This window comes from Nocardioides furvisabuli, from assembly GCF_021083185.1.
Classification (GTDB): domain Bacteria; phylum Actinomycetota; class Actinomycetes; order Propionibacteriales; family Nocardioidaceae; genus Nocardioides; species Nocardioides furvisabuli.
In genome coordinates this window covers 454,545-474,870 of sequence record NZ_JAIGQB010000003.1, presented here as the reverse complement: position 1 = coordinate 474,870, position 20,326 = coordinate 454,545, and the positions used below count along the sequence as shown (strand labels likewise).

The 20,326-nt window shown below is 72.4% G+C and carries 19 protein-coding genes; 5 read left to right on the top strand and 14 right to left on the bottom strand.

Features of this window, described 5'->3' with window-relative positions; all coding sequences use genetic code 11:
• Nucleotides 1-95: 95 nt before the first annotated feature.
• The 9 genes from K4G59_RS08655 to K4G59_RS08620 form a co-directional block, all read right to left on the bottom strand.
• A complete protein-coding gene (locus K4G59_RS08655) occupies nt 96-1,655 on the bottom strand; it encodes a dihydrolipoamide acetyltransferase family protein (protein WP_231250555.1) in 1,560 nt (519 codons plus the stop codon).
• Nucleotides 1,656-1,666: 11 nt separating this feature from the next.
• Nucleotides 1,667-2,650: an alpha-ketoacid dehydrogenase subunit beta gene (locus K4G59_RS08650; RefSeq protein WP_231250554.1), complete on the bottom strand. Its 984-nt coding sequence runs from the start codon at nt 2,648-2,650 to the stop codon at nt 1,667-1,669.
• A complete protein-coding gene (pdhA, locus tag K4G59_RS08645) occupies nt 2,650-3,795 on the bottom strand; it encodes a pyruvate dehydrogenase (acetyl-transferring) E1 component subunit alpha (protein ID WP_231250673.1) in 1,146 nt (381 codons plus the stop codon). The genes K4G59_RS08650 and pdhA overlap by 1 nt, the downstream gene beginning before the upstream one ends.
• Before the next feature lie 473 nt (nt 3,796-4,268).
• Entirely contained in the window at nt 4,269-4,403 is a 135-nt protein-coding gene (locus tag K4G59_RS20030; RefSeq protein ID WP_269209807.1) for a hypothetical protein, read from the bottom strand.
• Between the two features lie 4 nt (nt 4,404-4,407).
• The gene (locus K4G59_RS08640) at nt 4,408-5,004 is read right to left on the bottom strand and encodes a hypothetical protein (protein WP_231250553.1); all 597 of its coding nucleotides are present in this window, start codon (nt 5,002-5,004) and stop codon (nt 4,408-4,410) included.
• Nucleotides 5,005-5,371: 367 nt separating this feature from the next.
• The gene (locus tag K4G59_RS08635) at nt 5,372-6,496 is read right to left on the bottom strand and encodes a hypothetical protein (protein ID WP_231250552.1); all 1,125 of its coding nucleotides are present in this window, start codon (nt 6,494-6,496) and stop codon (nt 5,372-5,374) included.
• A gap of 228 nt (nt 6,497-6,724) precedes the next feature.
• Nucleotides 6,725-7,714: a glutathione S-transferase C-terminal domain-containing protein gene (locus tag K4G59_RS08630; RefSeq protein WP_231250551.1), complete on the bottom strand. Its 990-nt coding sequence runs from the start codon at nt 7,712-7,714 to the stop codon at nt 6,725-6,727.
• A 207-nt stretch (nt 7,715-7,921) separates the two neighbouring features.
• Nucleotides 7,922-8,992, bottom strand: a complete 1,071-nt coding sequence (locus K4G59_RS08625) for a histidinol-phosphate transaminase (protein WP_231250550.1) — start codon at nt 8,990-8,992, stop codon at nt 7,922-7,924.
• 9 nt (nt 8,993-9,001) lie between these two features.
• A complete protein-coding gene (locus K4G59_RS08620; RefSeq protein WP_231250549.1) occupies nt 9,002-9,559 on the bottom strand; it encodes a VanZ family protein in 558 nt (185 codons plus the stop codon).
• A gap of 65 nt (nt 9,560-9,624) precedes the next feature.
• Between K4G59_RS08620 and K4G59_RS08615 the strand changes: the two genes are divergently transcribed.
• Genes K4G59_RS08615 through K4G59_RS08595 form a run of 5 tightly spaced genes read left to right on the top strand, consistent with a single transcriptional unit; the run spans nt 9,625 to nt 13,532 of the window.
• Complete coding sequence (locus tag K4G59_RS08615) at nt 9,625-10,014, top strand: phage holin family protein (RefSeq protein WP_231250548.1); 390 nt, start codon at nt 9,625-9,627, stop codon at nt 10,012-10,014.
• Between the two features lie 30 nt (nt 10,015-10,044).
• A complete protein-coding gene (locus K4G59_RS08610; RefSeq protein WP_231250547.1) occupies nt 10,045-10,530 on the top strand; it encodes a low molecular weight protein-tyrosine-phosphatase in 486 nt (161 codons plus the stop codon).
• On the top strand, nt 10,530-11,393 hold the full coding sequence (locus K4G59_RS08605; RefSeq protein WP_231250546.1) for a fructosamine kinase family protein: 864 nt from the start codon (nt 10,530-10,532) through the stop codon (nt 11,391-11,393). Before K4G59_RS08610 ends, K4G59_RS08605 begins: the two co-directional genes overlap by 1 nt.
• A gap of 52 nt (nt 11,394-11,445) precedes the next feature.
• Nucleotides 11,446-12,141 (top strand): response regulator transcription factor, encoded by a 696-nt coding sequence (locus tag K4G59_RS08600; protein ID WP_207083119.1) that lies wholly within the window; start codon nt 11,446-11,448, stop codon nt 12,139-12,141.
• Complete coding sequence (locus K4G59_RS08595; protein WP_231250545.1) at nt 12,138-13,532, top strand: HAMP domain-containing sensor histidine kinase; 1,395 nt, start codon at nt 12,138-12,140, stop codon at nt 13,530-13,532. The genes K4G59_RS08600 and K4G59_RS08595 overlap by 4 nt, the downstream gene beginning before the upstream one ends.
• Here K4G59_RS08595 and K4G59_RS08590 read toward each other — a convergent pair.
• From K4G59_RS08590 to K4G59_RS08570, 5 genes are all read right to left on the bottom strand, one after another.
• Nucleotides 13,529-14,791, bottom strand: a complete 1,263-nt coding sequence (locus tag K4G59_RS08590; RefSeq protein ID WP_231250544.1) for an anthranilate synthase component I family protein — start codon at nt 14,789-14,791, stop codon at nt 13,529-13,531. The genes K4G59_RS08595 and K4G59_RS08590 overlap by 4 nt on opposite strands.
• Nucleotides 14,788-15,348 carry an anthranilate synthase component II gene (locus tag K4G59_RS08585; RefSeq protein WP_231250543.1) on the bottom strand — a complete coding sequence of 187 codons (561 nt, stop codon included), beginning with the start codon at nt 15,346-15,348 and terminating at the stop codon, nt 14,788-14,790. The genes K4G59_RS08590 and K4G59_RS08585 overlap by 4 nt, the downstream gene beginning before the upstream one ends.
• A gap of 30 nt (nt 15,349-15,378) precedes the next feature.
• A complete protein-coding gene (locus K4G59_RS08580; protein WP_231250542.1) occupies nt 15,379-17,067 on the bottom strand; it encodes a sulfatase-like hydrolase/transferase in 1,689 nt (562 codons plus the stop codon).
• 124 nt (nt 17,068-17,191) lie between these two features.
• Nucleotides 17,192-19,105, bottom strand: a complete 1,914-nt coding sequence (locus tag K4G59_RS08575) for an anthranilate synthase family protein (RefSeq protein ID WP_231250541.1) — start codon at nt 19,103-19,105, stop codon at nt 17,192-17,194.
• 77 nt (nt 19,106-19,182) lie between these two features.
• Nucleotides 19,183-20,262: an NAD-dependent epimerase/dehydratase family protein gene (locus K4G59_RS08570; protein ID WP_231250540.1), complete on the bottom strand. Its 1,080-nt coding sequence runs from the start codon at nt 20,260-20,262 to the stop codon at nt 19,183-19,185.
• Nucleotides 20,263-20,326: the final 64 nt, after the last annotated feature.

The window sequence follows — 20,326 nt, the reverse complement described above, 5'->3', positions numbered from 1 at the left end:
CTTCCTCGCGCTGGGATGCGCCGACCGGGCACTTCCTCGCGATGCAGCGCGAGGAAGCGCCCGGCCGATGGGTCCTGCCGTGACGAAGCGCCCGGTCAGAAGAGCAGCGCGGTCCCCGGGTCGGCGAGGATCCCGGCGACGTCGGCGAGGAAGCGCGAGCCCTTCTCCCCGTCGATGTGGCGGTGGTCGAAGGACAGCGCCAGCGTGGTGACGTCGCGGACCACGATCTCGCCGGTGGCCTCGTCGACCCACGGCCGCTTGTTGACCGCACCGAAGCACAGGATCGCGGACTCGCCCGGGTTGATGATCGGGGTGCCGGCGTCGACACCGAAGACGCCGACGTTGGTGATCGTGAAGGTGCCGCCCGCCATCTCGGCCGGCTGCGTCCTCCCCTCCCGCGCGGTGGCGGTCAGCTTACCCAGCGCCGCGGCGAGCTCGGTCATCGACAGCGCGTCGGCGTCCTTGACGTTGGGCACCACGAGCCCGCGCGGGGTCGCCGCCGCGATGCCGAGGTTGACGTAGTGCTTGTAGACGACCTCCTGCGCGTCCTCGTCCCACCAGGAGTTGATCTCCGGGGTGCGCTTCATCGCCAGGACGACCGCGCGCGAGAGCACGAGCAGCGGGCTGATCCGGACGTCCCTCAGGTCGCGCCGCGCCTTGAGCCGCTCGACGAGCTGCATCGTGGCGGTGACGTCGACGGTGACCCACTCGGTGACGTGCGGGCTGGTGAAGGCCGACTGGCTCATCGCCGTCGCCATCATCTTGCGCACGCCCTTGACGGGCTCGCGGGTCTCGCGGGCGCCAGCGTCATGCGAAGGCGTACGCATGGGTGCGGGTTCGTGTGACGCAGCAGCGGGAGCCCGGCCGGACGTCGCACCCGACGCCGCACCCTGGACGTCGTCGCGGGTGATCGAGCCCGACGGGCCGGATCCGGTGAGGGTGGACAGGTCGACGCCGAGGTCCTTGGCGAGCTTGCGCACCGGCGGCTTCGCCAGGGCGCGTACGTCGCTGGGCTCGCGCTGGGCCGCAGCCGGGACGAGCGCCTCGGCGGGCGCGGCCGAGGGGGCCGGGCGCTGGTCGACGGCCGGCACCGGCGACTCGTCGGCGGGGAGCACGTCCTGCGACTGCGCGCCGCCGGGCGAGAACGCGCCCTGCACCTGCATCTGCGTCTGCGCACCGGCGTCGGTGCTCGGCGAGGCCGAGCCACGTCGTGCCCGGCGCATTGGGCCGCGCTCGGCCTTGATCCGGCCGACGAGGGACGCACCCTCCATCGAGCCGGAGGCCGCGGGGTTGGACAGGTCGATGTCGGCGGCGTCGACCTGGGCGGCCTCGGCCGCGCCGGCCTTCTCGGCCATCCCGAGATAGGGGTCGGACTCGGTCTGCTCGGTCGCAGCCGGGGCAGCGGGCGCGGGCGCCTCGCCCTCGGCGCCGATCGAGATGATCGGTGTGCCGACGGGGACGGTCTCGCCCTCGTCGACCAGCAGCGCCAGGACGGTGCCCTCGTAGGGAGAGGGCAGCTCGACGAGCGACTTGGCGGTCTCGATCTCGACGATGACGTCGTTGATCTCGATGGTGTCGCCGACCTTAACCTTCCAAGCCACGACCTCGGCCTCGGTCAGGCCTTCACCGACGTCGGGGAGGAGGAATTCGGACATGGCAGTTCCTCTCAGAAGGCGAAGGTGCGGTCGACGGCGTCGAGCACGCGGTCGAGGTCGGGGAGGTACTCCTCCTCGATCCGCGACGGCGGGTAGGGCATGTCGAACGCGCCGACGCGCAGGACCGGGGCCTCCAGGGAGTAGAAGCACTGCTCGGTGATCCGGGCCGCCACCTCGGCGCCCATGCCGAGGTTGACGTGCGCCTCGTGGGTGATCACGCAGCGCCCGGTGCGGCGTACGGACTCGAAGACCGGACCCATGTCGAGCGGCGAGAGGGTGCGCAGGTCGATGACCTCGAGGCTGCGGCCCTCGGACTCGGCGGCCTCGGCGCACTTGAGCGCGGTCTTCACCGTCGGGCCGTAGGCGAGCACCGTGGCATCGGTTCCGGAGCGGACGACGCGCGAGGTGAAGAGCGGCTCGGGCGTCGCGGACTCGTCGAGCTCGGCCTTGTCGGCGTGGTACTGCCGCTTGGGCTCGAGGAAGATGACCGGGTCGTCGTGGGCGATGGCCTGCTGGATCATCCAGTAGCCGTCGACCGGGTTGGAGCAGGCGACGACCTTGAGGCCCGGGGTGTGGGCGAACTGCGCCTCCGGGCTCTCGGAGTGGTGCTCGACCGCACCGATGCCGCCGCCGAAGGGGATGCGGATGACGATCGGCATCTTCACCTTGCCCTGCGAGCGGTAGGTGTACTTCGCGACCTGGCACACGATCTGGTCGTAGGCGGGGTAGACGAATCCGTCGAACTGGATCTCGATGACGGGGCGGTAGCCGCGCAGCGCCATGCCGACCGCGGTGCCGACGATGCCGGACTCCGCGAGGGGTGAGTCGATGACGCGGTCCTCGCCGAAGTCCTTCTGCAGGCCGTCGGTGATGCGGAAGACGCCGCCGAGCTTGCCGACGTCCTCACCCATGAGCAGGACCTTGTCGTCGGCCTCCATGGCCTTGCGCAGGCCCATGTTGAGGCCCTTGGCCAGAGTGATCTTCTGCGTGCTCATCAGGAGTGGCTCCCCTCGAACGAAGCGAGGTAGGCGGCGAACTGGTCGCGCTGCTCGCGGATCTCGTCGGTCATCTCGCTGAAGACGTAGCCGAACTGGTCCATCGGCTTCGGGTCGGGCAGCGCCTTGCAGCCCTCGCGGAGGTGGTGTCCCATCTCCTTGGCCTCGGCGTCGAGGTCGTCGAAGAACTCCTGGTCGACCAGGCCGTTGCGGCGGAGGTAGACCTTGAGCCGCTCGATCGGGTCCTTGAGCTTCCAGTGCTCGAGCTCGTCGTTGAGGCGGTAACGGGTCGGGTCGTCGGTCGTGGTGTGCGCACCCATGCGGTAGGTGTAGGCCTCGACGAACGACGGGCCGTTGCCCTCGCGGGCCCGCTGCAGCGCGGCCTTCGTGACGGCGTACGTCGCCAGCACGTCGTTGCCGTCGACGCGGATGCCCGGGAAGCCGAAGCCCAGCGCGCGCTGGTAGAGCGGGATGCGGGTCTGGCGCTCGATCGGCTCCGAGATGGCCCACTGGTTGTTCTGGCAGAAGAACACGACGGGGGCGTTGTAGGAGGCGGCGAAGATGAACGCCTCGTTGACGTCGCCCTGCGAGGACGCGCCGTCGCCGAAGTGGGCGATGACGGCCGCGTCGCGGTCGGGGTCGCCCGTGCCGACGACCCCGTCGCGCTGCATGCCCATGGCGTAGCCGGTGGCGTGCAGGGTCTGGGCGCCGATGACGATCGTGTAGAGACCGAAGTTGTTCTCGTTGGGGTCCCAGCCGCCCTGGTCGACCCCGCGGAACAGGCCGAGCAGCCGCAGCGGGTCGACGCCCTTGCAGTAGGCGACGCCGTGCTCGCGGTAGGTCGGGAAGACGTAGTCCTGCGGGCGCAGCGCGCGCCCGGCGCCGATCTGCGCGGCCTCCTGGCCGAGCAGCTGGGCCCAGATGCCGAGCTCGCCGTGGCGCTGCAGCGCAGTGGCCTCGACGTCGATGCGCCGCGTCAGGACCATGTCGCGGTAGAGACCGCGCAGCTCCTCGGCGGAGAAGTCGTGGTCGAACTCGGGGTGGTGGACGCGCTCACCCTCGGGCGTCAACAGCTGGACGAGGTCGGGGCCACCATCGGTCTGGGAGGGTCCGAAGACCTCCGCAAGGTCGGGGCCGAAACTCACCGGGTCGGGCAACGGGCTCTCCTTCAACAGCTAGCGACGTTCCCGGGATCACCGGACGCCGACGGCTTTCAGCGTGGTCGTCGGCGTGTGTGACCCCGACCACATGATGGCGCCAAACGTATCTGCCGCGGCCTGCCAGCACCAATCTGGCCGGAGGCGCGGTACCCCACCCCGCGCCGTACGGCATCCACCCTCCAGACATGGATGAGCCGGCGCCGACGGGCTCGTGGGTGACCCGTCGACGCCGGCCCGCCTCCATTGGGGGTTGGAGGCTCGGGCAGGCCGAAGCACTGCCCGGTGAGGGAGGCGGTCGTCCGGCTCCGGGCCACGGACCGGAGTCGAGCCGGACCTCGGGGGTCTGGCGCGACGCCGGGGCATGGCGCCGTGGAGCCTGGTGGTCGACGCGCCTCCGACAGGTCGTCGGTACGCCGCAGTCCCCGCGGGTCGGACCCGCGGGGACGGTGGCGTAGGCGTCAGGAGGAGGAGTGGCGCGGGGCCGAGTCGCGCACCACCTCGTCAGGCGTGGCGGACGAGCCGCCGGGTTGTCCCGCCGTGAGTCCACCCACGGTGAGGGCGATGGCGACCAGCGCCAGGGCGGCGCGGCGCATCGCTTTACTTGCCGCCGTTGCAGTTGGCCGGCTCGATGGCCGCGGCGGTCGCGGCCTGACCGGAGCTGAGGACGGTGCAACCGTTGGCCGAGAGCAGTCGCCACGTGATCCGCGACGAGAACGAGCTGGACGCCTGGGTGCTCGCGGAGACGATCCAGTAGGTCGCGTTGACGGTCCCGGCCGGAACGAGGATCGAGCCTCCCGAGACGCCGCCCGGGCAACCGGAGTAGGCCGCGTTGGTGCACTTGTTCTGGTTGGTGACTGCGTGGCTGGGCGTGCTGAACACGCCATCGATGCCGGAGTAGACACCGGCGCCGGGGCCGGTGGGCGCCGACGCACAGTTGCAGGTGAACATGCCGGTGATCTGGAAGACGATGTCCTCGGCGCCGGGGTTGCTCAGCGTGAGCGGCACCTGGAGCGACTTGTCGCTGCCGCAGCCCTTCTGGGTGGCGCCCGTGTTGCCACAGGCACCGCCGAAGTCGATCACCGGCGGCGGCGGCTCGTGGGAGGTGGCGAACGCCGGGATCGGCGCCGCGACGGCGATGACGGGCACCGTCCAGGCAGCGCCTCGGACGACGGTGCGACGGGTGTAGTTGGCCATGATGGTTCCTCTGATTGCCGTGGGGGTCGGCGCCCCAATACCGCCGACCGCATCAGCCGTCGCCCCCAAGACGGACGGCTCTGCAATCACAAGACTGAGGGTCCCGACACCTCAGACATAGGGCCTAGGACGAGGTGCTGAGCGATCTCCGAGAGGCCTTGAGGGAACCTCGATGTATTCGTGAGGATGTCGGTCAAAGGCTGAGACCGGCCCACCCCGCTGAGGCATCGACCGCGAGCGGCCGACGGCCCGGAGACCCGCGACGAACCGGCGCCGGCAGGCCCGTGGGTGACCTGGCGACGCCGGCTCCCTCCATGGGGTGGAGGCTCGGGGAGCGCAGACGGCTACCCGGAGACCAGGCGATGCCTCACGAGCGGCCGCCCTGCGTCAGGGAGGGGACCGTGACGGGTCCGGCGCAGCGCTGGGGCACGCGGGTCCGGTCGAGCCGAACGGAGCCTGCCTTGAGGGTCACCGCCGCGAGGGCACGCCCACGGGTGACGAAGCGCCTGCTGCCCAGCGACGGCACGGAGATGCGGTGCACCCTGGGACCCACCCGGAGCTTGTAGACGACCGTCTCCCCCGAGCGGTTGGCGAGCTGGGCCCTGACCGTGCCACGGCACCTGGCGCGCACCGAGCCCGCCGGCGATCCGAACGCCTGCGCCGGGAGGACCTCAGGCGTGCAGGAGCGGACAGCCGTCGTCACGACCGGGTCGGCACCGCTCGCGAGGTCGACGGAGGCGCTGTTGGCGTACGTCGCGCACGCCGACGGCGCGCCACCGGCGAGGGCCAGGTCGTAGGTCCACGACCGCACCAGGCCGGGCGCCCACGCGAGTGCGGGGTCGAGGACGACCCGCTGGCCGGGGACCGCGAGGTCGCCGACGACGGCCACGGTCCGGTCGGGCTCGACGACGACGAGCTCCGCCGGGGCAGTGCCGGTCGCACGGGCGTCCGGGGCCCACGACGCGGTCGCGGAGACCGAGCCGGACGCGGCCGGGGCTGAGGCGAAGGCGCAGGTCCAGGCCAGGGTGAGCGAGCCGGCAGCGGGGACGACGGCGTCGTCGCCGCCGGCGACGGTGCACGCAGCGCCGCCGCCGAGGTCGGTGGTCACCGCGACGTCGGCGACCACGCTGCCGTCCTCGGCGGGGTTGGTGACGCTCACGTCGCCGGCGAGCGCCCAGGCGGAGTCGGTGACGTCACCCGCACGGGCCGTGACGGTCCAGCGGAACGTCGCGCGGCCGGTGACGTCGACCGAGCGCGCGACCGCGTCCACCGTCTGGTCGATCGTCCAGCCGTGCGTGCGCACGAGGGAGCCGGCCGCAGTCACGGCCACGTCCAGAGTGGCCTCGTCGGCCGCACCCGCTGGCACGGCCGTCGCATGGAGCACCAGGGCGGGGAGGGCGAGCACGGTCGCGGCATCGCGGGCACGCCGGGCCGCTGCGCCGCCCCTCGCCGTACGCACGTCCGCCGGACGCTTCTCGCGCGCTGCTCCCACTGGCCATCCCCTGACGAGCGACCCCCGCGACGGGGGCCAGCCGGTGCTGCCCACCCCGGACGGGCAGCCGATGGCACAACCGTGCCGCCTCGACAGGCTCACACCACGATGCTTCGACGAAGCGATGGGCTAACTGGGGGCTGGCTTGACCGAAACTCGACCAAGCACGGAGAAAACTCGGGAATCAAGCGTCACACCTGCCCCGGGCGTCCCAGTGGCGTACGCCAGTCAGCTGCGCCCGTGCGGGGTCAGCCAGACGTCCGAGTCGGGACCGGCCGGCACGATCTGCGTCGGGTTGATGTCGGTGTGCACGACGTAGTAGTGCTGCTTGATCTGCTCGAAGTCGACCTCGTCGCCGAAGCCCGGGGTCTGGAAGAGGTCGCGGGCGTAGCCCCAGAGGTTCGGCATCTCGGTCAGCTTGTTGCGGTTGCACTTGAAGTGGCCGTGGTAGACCGCGTCGAAGCGCACGAGCGTCGTGAAGAGGCGTACGTCGGCCTCGGTGATCGCCTCGCCCATCAGGTAGCGACGGTCGGCGAGGCGGTCCTCGAGCCAGTCCATCGCGGTCCACAGCCGGGCGTAGGCGTCGTCGTACGTCTCCTGCGAGCCGGCGAAGCCGCACCGGTAGACGCCGTTGTTGACCTCGGTGAAGACCCGCTTCATCACCGACTCCATCTCCTCGCGGACGTCGGCCGGCCACAGGTCCGGGGCGTTGGGACGGTGGTGCTCGCGCCACTCGAAGAACAGGTCGTGGGTGATCTGGGGGAAGTCGTTGGTGACGACCTTGCCGGACTCGACGTCGACGATCGCCGGCACGGTGATGCCGCGCGGGTAGTCGGCCTCGCGGGCGAAGTAGGCCTCCTGGAGGCGCTCGATCCCCAGCACCGGGTCGCGGCCGCCCTCGTCGAGGTCGAAGGTCCAGCTGCGGGCGTCGTGCACCGGGCCCGGGGCGCCCCAGGAGAGGACGTCCTCGAGCCCGAGGAGCGAGCGCACGATGATCGAGCGGTGGGCCCAGGGGCACGCCCGGGCAGCGACGAGGCGGTAGCGACCCGGCACGACCTCCCAGGTCGTGACGTCGCGGGGGCTGTCCTTCGACCCGCTGGGGAACCGCTCGTCCAGCGGATCGGCCGACGCCCCGCCGGCCAGCACCCGGTCTGGGAGGTAGGTCATGTCGCGCTCGAAGGGCTCGCCCTGCTTGGTGTAGGTCGCCGTGTCGTTCACGGTTCAACCATAGCCACCCGCCCCCGGTAGTCCACCGGGAAACGGCTGCCAGGAGGGCCGAGGACTGACCGGATACCGGTGGACCACCCCCGCACCTGCGGAGCGCGGGGTTGTCAGGCTCTCCTGATGGTTGTCGGCCCGTGCATGGCCTGACAACCTGAGGGATCCCCGGTCAGCCGGGGATCCCGAAGGAGTGACGCCGACACCTCAGGGAGCAAAGCGCGCGGCCACCTCGACGAACCGGTCCAAGGCCTCGGCCTCGCCGATGCTGACGCGTACGCCGTCGCCGGCGAAGGGCCGCACCGAGATCCCGACCTCGCCGCAGGCCGCGGCGAAGTCCAGCGCCCGGTCCCCGAGCGGGAACCACACGAAGTTGCCCTGCGCGTCGGGCAGCTCCCAGCCGACCTCGCGCAGCCGGCCGATCAGGTCGGCACGCCGGTCCACCAGGTCGGAGACCCGCTCGAACAGCTCCTCGCGGGCGGCCAGCGAGGCGATCGCCGCCGCCTGGGCGACGTGGCTGACACCGAAGGGCAGCGACACCGCCCGTAGCGCGGCGGCCAGCGGCGCGGGGGCGACGGCGTAGCCGACGCGGAAGCCGGCGAGGCCGTAGGCCTTGGAGAAGGTGCGGGTGAGCACGACGTTGTCGTGGCGGCGGTAGGTCGCGATGCCGTCGATGGCGTCGTCCATCCGCACGAACTCGAGGTAGGCCTCGTCGACCACGACGACCACGTGCGACGGGACGCGAGCGATGAAGGCGTCGAGGTCGGCCTGCGTGACGGCCGGTCCGGTCGGGTTGTTGGGCGTGCAGACGATGACGACCCTGGTGCGGTCGGTGATCGCGGCCGCCATCGCGTCGAGGTCGTGGCGGCCGTCGGCGGTCACCGGCACCTGGACGCTCGTCGCCCCTCCGGCGGTGACGGCGATGGGGTAGGCCTCGAAGGAGCGCCAGGCGTAGACGACCTCGTCTCCGGGCTCGCAGAAGGCGTTGACGAGCTGGTAGATCAGCGCGACCGAACCGGTGGCCGCGGCGAGGTCGTCGACCGGCACGCCCATCGCCTCGCCGAGCGCGGCGTAGAGCGCGGTGCTGCCCATGTCGGGGTAGCGGTTCATCTGCGCCGCCGCCTCGTGCGCGGCCTCCAGCACGCCGGGCAGCGGCGGGTAGGGGTTCTCGTTCGACGACAGCTTGTAGGACGTCAGCCCGGGTCGGGCGACGGGCGGCTTGCCGGCGACGTACGCAGGGATGGCGAGCACGTTGGGCCGGGGCTGGGGGGTGGTCATGGGGAGACCCTATTCAGCCGTACGACGATCCCGCCACGGCCTCACGACCGGGAGCAGCACCACCCCGATCGCGGCCCCGATGCCCGCACCGAGGACGTTGTCGACGAGGTCGGTGACGTCGCAGGCGCGGTCGAGCCGGGCGAGCTGGAGCTGGGTGACCTCGATGCCCAGGCTGTACGCCGCCAGAAGGGCGAGGCCGACCGGCGCGAGCGCGAGCCCCGACCACCAGCGACCCGCCGCCAGCACGAGGAACACCCCGGCCGGCACGAAGAGCAGCACGTTGAGCATGCGCTGGTCGAGGCCGAGGACCTCGAAGGTGGTGCCCGACGGGCCGCCGTAGTCCCACGAGCACGACTCGCTGCGGGTCTCGGCCGGCACCACCCCGACGTCGGGACGCGTCGGGACGAGCGTGACCAGGGCGATCGCGGTCAGCGACCACAGAAGCCCTGCGACGGCGATCGAGGTGGCGGCGCCGAGCCGCGCCCGCAGCGCCAGGGCGAGCAGCACCGCGAGCCCACCTGCGACGAGGGCGCCGAGCACCATCACACCCGTGCCGCCGATCGTCATGCGGGGGAGGCTAGCCAGACCCGGTGCGACCTCCCCGAGCATGAGCGAGTCGCTAGTGTCAGGACATGCGTTTCATCACCTGGTTGCTCACCTACGCCGCGGGGCTCTCCGTCGCAGCGTGGCTGCTCGACGGAATCTCGTTCACCGGTGCGCGCTCCGGCCAGGCCGAGCTCCAGGACAAGGTCGTCCCGGTGCTGCTGGTGGCGCTGATCCTCGGACTGGTCTCGACCTTCATCGAGCCGGTGGTCAAGCTCCTGTCGTTGCCCTTCATCATCCTGACGCTGGGCTTCCTGCTGCTGGTCATCAACGCGCTCATGCTGATGCTCACCGCGCGGCTGGCCGACGCCTTCGACATCGGCTTCACCGTCGACGGCTTCTGGACCGCCGTGGTCGGCTCGCTCGTCATCACCGTCGTCGGCTGGGGCGTCCGCACCGCGCTGCCGTCCCGGGACTGAGCAGGCTTGCGGACCCTCCCTCCTCCCCGCGTGCCGGGCCGCTACCGCATCGAGCTCGTCTGCCTCGGCAACATCTGCCGCTCCCCCACCGCCCACGTCGTCCTCGAGAGCCACCTCGCCGACGCCGGACTCGACGACCGCGTCGAGGTGACCTCGTCGGGCACCGGTGGCTGGCACGTCGGCAACCCGATGGACGACCGCGCCGCCGCGACCCTCGCCGCCGCGGGTTACGACCCCACCCGCCACCGGGCGCGGCAGTACGACGACGCCCGCCCCGGGGCGTACGACGTGGTGCTGGTGATGGACATGGCCAACCTCGCCGACGTGGGTGGGCGCGCAGAGCGCATCGGCCTGTTCCGCGACCTCGATCCGGTCGATCCGGGCGCTGAGGTCCCGGACCCGTACTACGGTGGGGCCGACGGGTTCGAGGAGGTGCTGGCGATGGTCGAGCGCACGAGCGACGCGATCGTGGCCGCCCTCCAGCCGCTCCTGGACGACCCGCAGGACCGGGCCTGATGGCTCGCCAGCCGTTGGTCGCCCGGCGCGCAGAGGAGCTCCTCGGCGCGTCCGTCGTCGCGACCTCGCCGGTCGCCGGGGGCGACGTCGCCACCGCCACCCGCCTGCGCCTCTCCAGCGGCCAGACCGCGCTGATGAAGACGCTGCCGCACGCCCCGGAGGGCTTCTTCGAGGCGGAGGTGGCCGGCCTCGCGTGGCTCGACGAGGTCGAGGGAGGCGTGCCCGTCCCCGAGGTCCTCGCCGCCGCCGGCGACTGCGTGATCCTGGCGTGGGTCGAGCCGGGCGCCAAGACGCCCGTCGAGGCGGCCGCCGCCTTCGGCCAGCAGCTCGCCGCCACGCACACCGCCGGCGCCGACGGCTGGGGCCTCGACCACGACGGCTTCATCGGGCGCCTGCCGCTGCCCAACCGGACCGCCGGCTCGTGGGCGGAGTTCTACGCCGTGCGCCGGGTCCTGCCCTACCTCAAGCTCGCCCGCGACCGCGGCGCGATCGCCGACTCCGACGCCGTGGCGGTCGAGGCGGTCGTCGGCCGGCTCACCGACCTGCTGCCCGACGAGGCGCCCGCGCGCCTGCACGGCGACCTGTGGAACGGCAACTGCCTGTGGGGCCAGGACGGCGTGATCCACGTGATCGACCCGGCGGCCTACGGCGGCCACCGCGAGGTCGACCTCGCGATGCTGCACCTCTTCGGCCTCACCCACCTGCCGCGGGTCGTGGCGGCGTACGACGAGGTGGCCCCGCTCGCCGAGGGCTGGGAGGACCGGCTGGGGGTCCACCAGCTCTTCCCGCTGCTCGCTCACGCGTGCATGTTCGGCGGGGGCTACGGCGCCCGCGCCGGGACGATCGCCGCCCGCTACACCTGACCTGCGCCCGTTCTTCAGCCTCTGCTCAGGCGCGGCTGGCATCCTTGCGGCTGTGACCGAGTCCAAGCCCCGCGTGCTGGTGGTCGACGACGACCGCGCCGTGCGTGACTCGCTGCGCCGCTCGCTGGAGTTCAACGGCTACGAGGTGGCGCTGGCCGCCGACGGCGCCGAGGGCCTGGTCGCGGTCGGCGCCCAGCACCCCGACGTGGTGGTCATCGACGTGATGATGCCGCGCCTGGACGGCATCGAGACCACGCGGGCGCTGCGCGCCGCCGGCAACGACGTACCGGTCCTGGTGCTCACCGCCCGCGACGCGGTCGGCGACCGGGTGGAGGGTCTCGACGCCGGGGCCGACGACTACCTCACCAAGCCCTTCGCGCTCGAGGAGCTGCTGGCCCGGCTGCGCGCGCTGCTGCGCCGCGTCGTGCCCGACGACGACGCCGCGGGCGAGCTGCTGACCTTCGCCGACCTGACGATGGACGTGGCCAGCCGCGACGTGACCCGCAACGGTCGCGCGATCGAGCTGACCCGCACGGAGTTCACCCTGCTGGAGATGTTCCTGCGCCGGCCGCGCCGGGTGCTCGACCGGTCGTTCATCCTCGAGGAGGTCTGGGGCTACGACTTCCCGACCAGCGCCAACTCCCTCGAGGTCTACGTCGGCTACCTCCGCCGCAAGACCGAGGCGGCGGGCGAGCAGCGGCTGATCCAGACCGTGCGCGGCGTCGGCTACGTGCTGAAGGAATCATGAGCGGCAGCACGCCGTGGCCCGACGGGCGCTGGCACTACCGCAGGTCGCTGGCCTCGCGGGTCGCCGTCATCACCACGGTGGCGCTCGGCGTCTCGATCGCCGTCATGGCCCTCACCGCCTTCGTCGTGATGCGCCAGCAGCTGATGAGCTCGCTCGACCAGTCGTTGCTCAACCGCGCCCACAAGGCCACCGCGTTCACCACGCTGTCGGAGATCACCGCCCGCGGCGCCCCCGCCTGGATGCTCGGCGCCGCCGACGTGCGGATCATCTTCATCAGCGCCGAGGGCCGGGCCGTGACCGGCGACGACGTGCCGGACTTCACCCTCGGCCAGCCGGAGTACGACGTCGCGACCGGCCGGCGCGAGTCGGCCGTGCGCACCATCGTCACGCGTGAGGGCGAGCGGTTCCGCGTCGCCACCGTGCAGGCCAACAGCGGCCACGCCCTGATCCTCGCCCAGCCGCTCGCGCCCAACGACCGCACGCTCGAGAAGCTCGGCGGCGTGCTCTTCGTCTTCGGCGCCCTCGGCGTCCTGGCGGCGCTGCTGGCCGGGTGGCTCGTCGCGCGCAGCGGCCTGCGCCCGGTGCGCCGCCTGACCTCCTCGGTCGAGCACATCGCCGTCACCGAGGACCTGACCCCGCTGCGGGTCGAAGGGGATGACGAGGTCGCCCGCCTGGCCACGGCGTTCAACCAGATGCTGCTCGCGCTCGGCGCCTCCCGCGACCGCCAGCGGCGACTGGTCGCCGACGCCAGCCACGAGCTGCGTACCCCCCTCACCTCGCTGCGCACCAACCTCGACCTGCTCCGCCAGGCCGAGGGCAACGAGGCCTTCCCGCCCGAGGCGCGCCTGGAGCTGCTCGACGACGTGCGCGGGCAGATCGAGGAGCTCAGCGCACTGGTCGGCGACCTGGTCGAGCTCGCGCGCGACGAGCCGACGACCCACGTGGTCGCCGAGGTGGACCTCGCCGAGGCCGTCGAGCGTGCCGTGACCCGCGTACGCCGTCGCGCCCACGGCGTGTCCTTCGACGTCGACCTCGACCCGTGGCCCGTCGTCGGCGACGCCAGCAGCCTCGAGCGCGCGGTGACCAACCTGCTCGACAACGCCGCCAAGTGGAGCCCCGCCGACGGCACCGTCACCGTGCGGCTGACCGATGGCGTGCTGACCGTCGACGACCAGGGCACCGGCATCGCCGAGGCCGACCGCCCGCACGTCTTCGAACGGTTCTACCGCGCCGAGGAGTCGCGCGCGATGCCCGGCTCCGGGCTCGGCCTGGCCATCGTGCGGCAGGTCGTCGACCGCCACGGCGGGCGCATCGACGTGTCCGAGTCGCCGGCCGGCGGGGCGCGGTTCGCGCTGAGGTTGCCGGGCGTGCCGGCTGTGACGCCGGGTTAGTCGAAGACGCGCAGCAGCCGCTCGGCCTTCCACTGGGCCTCGGCCCACTCCCCGGCCACGTCGGAGCGGACGGTGATCCCGCCGCCCGTGCCGAGTGACCAGGTGCCGCTGCCGTCGGTCACCAGGGAGCGGATGACGACGCCCAGGTCCGCCGGGCCGTCGCCGCTGATCCAACCGAACGCGCCGGCGTACACCCCGCGCGGGGTCGCCTCCACCTCTCCGATCACCTGCATGGTGCGCAGCTTCGGCGCCCCCGTCATCGAGCCCGCGGGGAAGAGCGCGCGCAGCGCCGCGATGGTCGTGACGTCCTCGCGCAACCGACCGCGGACGGTGGAGACGAGCTGGTGCACCGACTCGTAGCTCTCGACCTGCATCAGCGCGGGGACCTCGACGGAACCGACCTCGCACACCAGCGACAGGTCGTTGCGCAGCAGGTCGACGATCATCAGGTTCTCGGCGCGCGTCTTGGGGTCCGTGGCCAGCCGGGCCCGGTGCGCCTCGTCGTCGGCCGGCGTCGTGCCGCGCGGCGTGGTGCCCTTGATCGGCTTGGTCTCCAGGTGCCGGTCGGGGGTGATGAGGGCGTACCTCTCCGGCGAGCTCGACAGCAGCCATCCGCGCGCTCCGTCGACGTCGTGCTGGAGGAAGCCGGAGTACGGCGCCGGATTGAGCTCGCGGAGGCGGAGGTACGCCGTCAGGGGGTCGAGGTCGGCGTGCCGGGTGAGCCGATGGGTGAGGTTGACCTCGTAGGAGTTGCCGGCGCGCAGGTGCTCCTGGACGGTGGCGAAGGCATCGGCGTACTGGGTTGTCGGCCCTTCCCGCAGGTTGTCAGGCCTTGCAGAGCCTGACAACGTCAGGGATCCCCGGCCAGCCGGGGATCCCGAAGGCAGCGACACCGGACCGTGCTCGAACACCCGCACCGCCCGCGGCCGCATCCAGACCGCGTCGGGCAGGAGCGGGTCGGGGGCGGCGGGCAGGTCGGTGCGCGCGGCGTAGCCGAGATAGCCGAACCACTGCTCCCCGGCGCGGATCCGCTCCTCGAGGACGGTGAAGACGTCGTCGCCGACGACCCTCGACGTGCCGGCGGCGTGCTCGCGCACCTCGCCCCGGGCCGCCGACCAGGACAGCGACACGTCGTCGTCCTCGAGCCAGCCGATGATCGAGCGCCGTCCCGACCACTCGCGCGCGCCACCGCCGTCGAGCCAGAAGCAGCGCCGGTGCGTGCCGGCGACGTCGCGGAAGAAGGAGACCGGGTCACTCATGAGAGGAAGTTCCGGACGAGGTCGACGCCGTGCTCGGACAGGACGGACTCGGGGTGGAACTGCACGCCCTCCAGCGGCAGCGTGCGGTGGCGCACGCCCATCACCACGCCGTCCTCGCTCCACGCCGTGGCCACCAGGTCGGCGGGGACGTCGACCGCGCCGAGGGAGTGGTAGCGCACCGCTGCGAACCCCTGTGGCACCCCGGCGAAGACGCCCCCGCCGTCGTGGCGGATCGTCGCGACGTCGCCGTGGGCCGGCTCGAGGCGCGCCACCGTGCCGCCGTACGCCGTCACCAGTCCCTGCATGCCGAGGCAGACCCCCAGCACCGGGCGGGTGCCGGCGCGCAGCACCGCTCCTCCCACCGCGAAGTCCGCCGGCGCCGCCGGGTGCCCCGGCCCGGGCGAGAGCACCACGTGCGAGTGGGCGAGGACGTCCTCGGCCGTGACCTCGTCGTGCTGCACGACCGTCGGCAGGACGCCGGTGACCCGGGCGACGAGGTGCACCAGGTTCCAGGTGTAGGAGTCGTGGTGGTCGACCACGATCACGTCCGGCGTCACGCGCCGAGGCTAGCCCCCGCGGGACGCGACCTACTGGCGCAGGGCGCGGCAGGCGTCCGACACCTGCTCGTCGCCGGTCTCGGTGCAGCCGTCGAACGCCTTCAACCGGGCCATCAGCTCCGCGACCTCACCCTGCCGGCGCGGGCTGGCGAAGGCGTTGCGGCGCTCGTAGCGGTCGCGGGCGTAGGAGTAGAACTCGTAGCCCCACGTGACCTTGCCGCGGCGCGGGTCGAGGTCGAAGCGCGCGAGCAGCGCGGAGCGGCTGCGCACCGCGGTGAAGGACGGGATCCGGTCGAGCTCGGTGCCGCTGAAGGCGGCGTCGGGGTCGGAGCCGGTGAGCGTCTGCTGCGTGTGCTCGAGGAAGGCGTAGCGGTGGCGGACCAGGCGGGGCTGCGACAGCGTCGGCACCAGCGAGACCCCACTGCGCAGGGGCGCGGGGGCGAGCCCGGCGAGCTCCTCGAAGGTCGGCGCGAGGTCGATGTTCGAGGTGACCTCCCGGCGCTTGCCGGGCACGACGCCCGGGCCGGTGACGAGCAGCGGCACGCGGACGTCGGTGTCGTACGGCGTCCCCTTGCCGCGGCCCATGCCCTGCTGGCCGAGGTGGAACCCGTTGTCGGAGGTGAGCACGACGTAGGTGTTCGGGCCGACGGTGCGCAGGATCCGCGTCACCAGCCGGTCGGCGGAGCGGACCATCCGCGCGCGGTCGCGCAGGTCGCGGACCGCGACGGGTGCGGGGAGCGTACGCGTCGTGTTCCACGCGCGGGCGCGCGTGCCGTCGGCCAGGCGCGGGCGGTTGTCCTTGCGGGGATCGCCGAAGCCGGGCAGGTCGGCGGTGGTGAGCTTGCGGCACGCGACCCGGCCGCAGCTGCGCGGGCCGGACCGGTCGCGGAACATCGGCGGGAAGAGCGGGTCGTCGGCGTAGTGGCCCTGCTGGTTGACCCGGTTGTGCGGGGCGTAGGGCGCGACCTCGAGGAAGTAGGGCGCGTCCGACGCCTCGCCGGAGCGGAGGAAGTCCATCGCCAGGTCGCCGATCACGGTGCCGGCGTAGGCGCGGTCCTTGGCGGCGTCGCTCGCGCTCGCGGGCGGCGCCGGGTGCTGGGTGAGCCGCAGCCGCTGACCGGCGAGCGAGGTGCTGGCGAAGTCCCAGCCGTCGTAGGCCGACCCGAAGACGGTGTTGAAGGTCGACCAGCCCGGCACCACGGGCGGCAGCGCACGGCCCGGCGACCACTCGTACTCGTTGAGGAACTTGCCGACGAAGCCCGTCGTGTAGCCGGCCTCCTGCAGGCGCACGTTGAAGGCACGCTCGGGGTTGCCGTTGACGTCGTAGGCACGCCAGCCGCCCAGCGTCGAGGTGCCCTGGTTGGAGGTGTTGGTGTGGACGCCGGTCTGGTGGGGGTACTGCCCGGTGAAGAAGCTCGAGCGCGAGACGCAGCACAGCGAGTCGGTGACGAAGGAGTGCGGGTAGCTCGCGCCCGCCTTGCGCATCCGCTGCACCGACCGCATCGTCTGCACGAGGTCCGTCGAGAAGTCGTCGAGCATCACGACCACGATGTTGGGGCGCTTCGCCTGGCTGGCGGCCGGCCTCAGGTCGACCGACGCGCTGCTCGTCGTCGGCGGAGGCACCGGCCCGTCGTCGACCGTGCCCGTGCCGCCCGGCGCGCCGCACGCGACCAGTGCGAGGAGGCCCAGGCCTGCCAGTGCTGCCTTGAAGTGCTTCACGTCTCCCCCGTCGTGTCCCGAGCCGGCTCAGCGGCAGCCGACTACCAAGGGTGACGTCGCGGGTGCCCGATCGGTTGCCTCACACGCCCGACACAGTCGTTCCGTTGCTGAGCGATGGTCGAGGTCAGGTCAGCAGGTCCCGCACCGCGGCGTGCAGCAGGTCGTAGCCGTTCTCGGTCAGGATCGACTCGGCGTGGAACTGGATGCCGCGGAAGTGCGGGCCGACGACCGCGTGGATGTCGCCGGTGGCCTCGTCGGCCTCGACGCGCACGCCCGGGGGCAGGGACGCGCCGGCCGGCACCCGGGCGACGAAGGTGTTGTAGAACCCCACCCGCTCGGTGCGAGCGTCCAGCCGGACCGGCGACTGGGTGCCCTGGAAGACCACGTCCTTGTAGCCGAGGTCGAGCCCCAGCCGCTCGCACAGCGTCTGGTGGCCCAGGCAGACCGCGAGGAACGGCTGCCCGGAGGCGAGCAGGTCCTCGACGGCGCGGCGGAACGACGCGATCTTGGGGTGCGCACCCTCGCGCGGGTCGCCCGGCCCGGGGCCGACGATCACCAGGTCGGCACCGTCGAAGGCGCCGGGCGCATAGTCCTCGTGGCGCACCACGCGCGAGGTCATGCCGAAGACGCCGAGGACGTGGACGAGCATGTTCACGAAGTCGTCCTCGCCGTGGAGGATCACCACGCTCCTCCCGGCCAGGCCGGGGTCGGCGGGCTCGCCGGCCTGGTCGGTCAGCCAGAAGCGCGAGAGCCGCTGGTTGCGCGAGCCCAGGGCCAGCACGACGTCCTCGTCGCGCGCCAGCTCGGCGATGTCGGTGCCGTCGGAGGTCGCCCGCGGCGCCAGGCCGAAGGCGCTGAGGATGCCGCCCGCCTTCGCGCGGGTCTCGGCCACCTCGTAGGCGGCCTCGGAGTCGCGCACCAGCGTGGCGCCCGCCGTCACCTTGAGCTCACCGGACGGCGAGACGTCGGCAGTGCGGATGAGGATCGGGCTGTCCATGGTGGGGGTGCCGTCCGGCCCGCGACCGAAGAGCGCGAGCGCGGCGCCGTAGTAGCCGCGGCCCTCGGGCTCGTAGTCGGCGATCAGCCGGCAGGCGTTCTCGACGGGCGCACCGGTCACCGTGGCGGCGTACATCGTGTCGCGCAGGATCTCACGGTGGTCGCGCTCGGAGCGGCCGGCGAGGAGGTACTCGGTGTGGATCAGGTGGGTCATCGGCTTGAGGAAGGGGCCGAGCACCTGGCCGCCCTCGTGGCAGATGTCGCACATCATCTTCAGCTCTTCGTCGACGACCATGAAGAGCTCGAAGACCTCCTTCTCGTCGGCGAGGAAGTCGAGCAGCCGGTCCTTGACCTCGCGCTCGTCGCCAGCGGGGGCGGCGACCCGGAAGGTCCCCGAGATCGGGTTCATCCGTACGTCGCCCTGCCGCACCGAGACGTGCCGCTCGGGGCTCGCGCCGATGAGGAACCGCTCGCCGGTGAAGAAGCAGAAGGTCCAGTAGGCGCCGCGCTCGCGCTCCATCAGCCGGCGCAGCACGGTGAGGGCGCGCGAGGCGTCCCAGTCGGCGACCACCGCGCGGTAGTGGCGCCCGATCACGAGGTTGGCGCCCTCGCCCTGGCCGATCTCGTCGCGGATGATCGCCTCGACCACCTCGCCGTAGTCGGCGTCGCTGGTGGTGAAGCCGCCGCGGTCGGCGAACTCGACCGGCACGTCGGGCAGCGCGGCCAGCAGGTCGGTGACCGCGACCTCGTGCTCGGCCTCGATGTCGACGACCGTCAGCGGAGCGCCGTCGTCGATGGCGGCGAACCCGCGCTCACGCACCTGGCGGAACGGCACCGCGACGAGGCGGTCGGCGCTGCGGCCGGGCTGCGGAGCGCCCGTCTCGAGAGGGATGTCGAGCAGCGAGGCCACCTCGTGGGGCGTGCCGCCGATGAGACCCGCGGTGGGCGCGGCCTTGCGCCGGATGACCGCCCACGCGCCGTGCCCCTGGATCTGCTCCAGGAGGTCAGCCACGAGAGGCGAGCCGGGCGTGGTCTCGGTCATGGGCGAAACCCTACGGCGGGGCAGACCCGCCTCCGATGCCATCCCAGTTCCGGGCTGTTCCGACGCGCTCGCGCTGGTCAGTCGAGCTGGGTGGCGATCCACTCCTGCAGCCCGGCGACCCCGTCGCGCAGGCTCCAGCGCGGCTCCCAGTCGAGGCGGCGCACCGTGTCCTCCACGGTGCAGGACGCGTGCCGGACGTCGCCGTCGCGGTACTGGCCGGTGACGTGCGGCTCCGGCGCGGAGTGGTAGCGCGCGACCTCGCGGGCCAGGTCGCCGATCGTGGTGCGTACGCCGCTGCCGACGTCGACGGTGCGCACGTGGTCGGCAGGCCGGCGGGAGATCGCCGCGACGAGCGCGCTGACGACGTCGTCGATGTAGACGAAGTCGCGGGTGATCTCACCGTCCTCGTAGAGCGGGATCGACGTCCCCTCGCGCGCCAGGCGCGAGAAGAGCGACACGATCCCGGTGTAGGGGTTGGACAGCGACTGGCGGGGGCCGTAGACGTTCTGCAGGCGCAGCACCGACAACCGGGTGTCGTGCGAGCCGGTCCACGCGGCCAGGATCTGCTCCTGGGCGAGCTTGGTGGCGCCGTAGACGTTGGTCGGGTTCGGGTGGGTGCCGGCCACCGAGTTCGGCACGTGCGCCGCCCCGTCGCCGTGGTCCCACGTGCCGGCCTCGAGCTGGGCGTGGGTGCGCAGGCCCGGCTGGAAGGTCGACCCGTCGGCGTTGCGCCACACGCCCTCGCCGTACACCGCGCGAGAGCTGGTCAGCACGACGTGGCCGGGGACGTGACCGGCGCGGGTGAGCGCGTCGAGGAGCTGGGTGGTGCCGACGACGTTGACCATGCCGTGGCGCGTGCTCTCCGAGAGCGACTGCGCCGTGCCGGTCTCGGCGGCGAGGTGCACGACGGTGTCGGGACGCAGGTCCGCGACGACGGCGTCGAGGTCCTCGGCGCTGGTGACGTCGCCGATCCTGAGGTCGACCGAGTCGGGGAGGTCGGCCGGCGGCTGCGAGCCCGGGTGGACCTGCGGGTGCAGGTTGTCGAGGACGACCCACTGCTCGGCGGAGTCCGCGAGCTCACGCGCCAGCGTCGTACCGATGAAGCCGGCGCCGCCGGTGACGAGGACCCGGCCGCCTGCCTGGGTTGAGGAGGGCATGGGGGTCAGCCTAGGAGCCACGGGTCGAAACACCGACGGGGACGAGCGCGGACGGTGACAGACT

Coding starts and splice junctions, on each gene's coding strand:
- K4G59_RS08655 (WP_231250555.1), bottom strand. CDS start 1,655: ATGTCCGAATTCCTCCTCCCCGACGTCGGTGAAGGCCTGACCGAGGCC.
- K4G59_RS08650 (WP_231250554.1), bottom strand. CDS start 2,650: ATGAGCACGCAGAAGATCACTCTGGCCAAGGGCCTCAACATGGGCCTG.
- K4G59_RS20030 (WP_269209807.1), bottom strand. CDS start 4,403: ATGCGCCGCGCCGCCCTGGCGCTGGTCGCCATCGCCCTCACCGTGGGT.
- K4G59_RS08640 (WP_231250553.1), bottom strand. CDS start 5,004: ATGGCCAACTACACCCGTCGCACCGTCGTCCGAGGCGCTGCCTGGACG.
- K4G59_RS08625 (WP_231250550.1), bottom strand. CDS start 8,992: ATGACCACCCCCCAGCCCCGGCCCAACGTGCTCGCCATCCCTGCGTAC.
- K4G59_RS08620 (WP_231250549.1), bottom strand. CDS start 9,559: ATGACGATCGGCGGCACGGGTGTGATGGTGCTCGGCGCCCTCGTCGCA.
- K4G59_RS08615 (WP_231250548.1), top strand. CDS start 9,625: ATGCGTTTCATCACCTGGTTGCTCACCTACGCCGCGGGGCTCTCCGTC.
- K4G59_RS08605 (WP_231250546.1), top strand. CDS start 10,530: ATGGCTCGCCAGCCGTTGGTCGCCCGGCGCGCAGAGGAGCTCCTCGGC.
- K4G59_RS08595 (WP_231250545.1), top strand. CDS start 12,138: ATGAGCGGCAGCACGCCGTGGCCCGACGGGCGCTGGCACTACCGCAGG.
- K4G59_RS08590 (WP_231250544.1), bottom strand. CDS start 14,791: ATGAGTGACCCGGTCTCCTTCTTCCGCGACGTCGCCGGCACGCACCGG.
- K4G59_RS08575 (WP_231250541.1), bottom strand. CDS start 19,105: ATGACCGAGACCACGCCCGGCTCGCCTCTCGTGGCTGACCTCCTGGAG.
- K4G59_RS08570 (WP_231250540.1), bottom strand. CDS start 20,262: ATGCCCTCCTCAACCCAGGCAGGCGGCCGGGTCCTCGTCACCGGCGGC.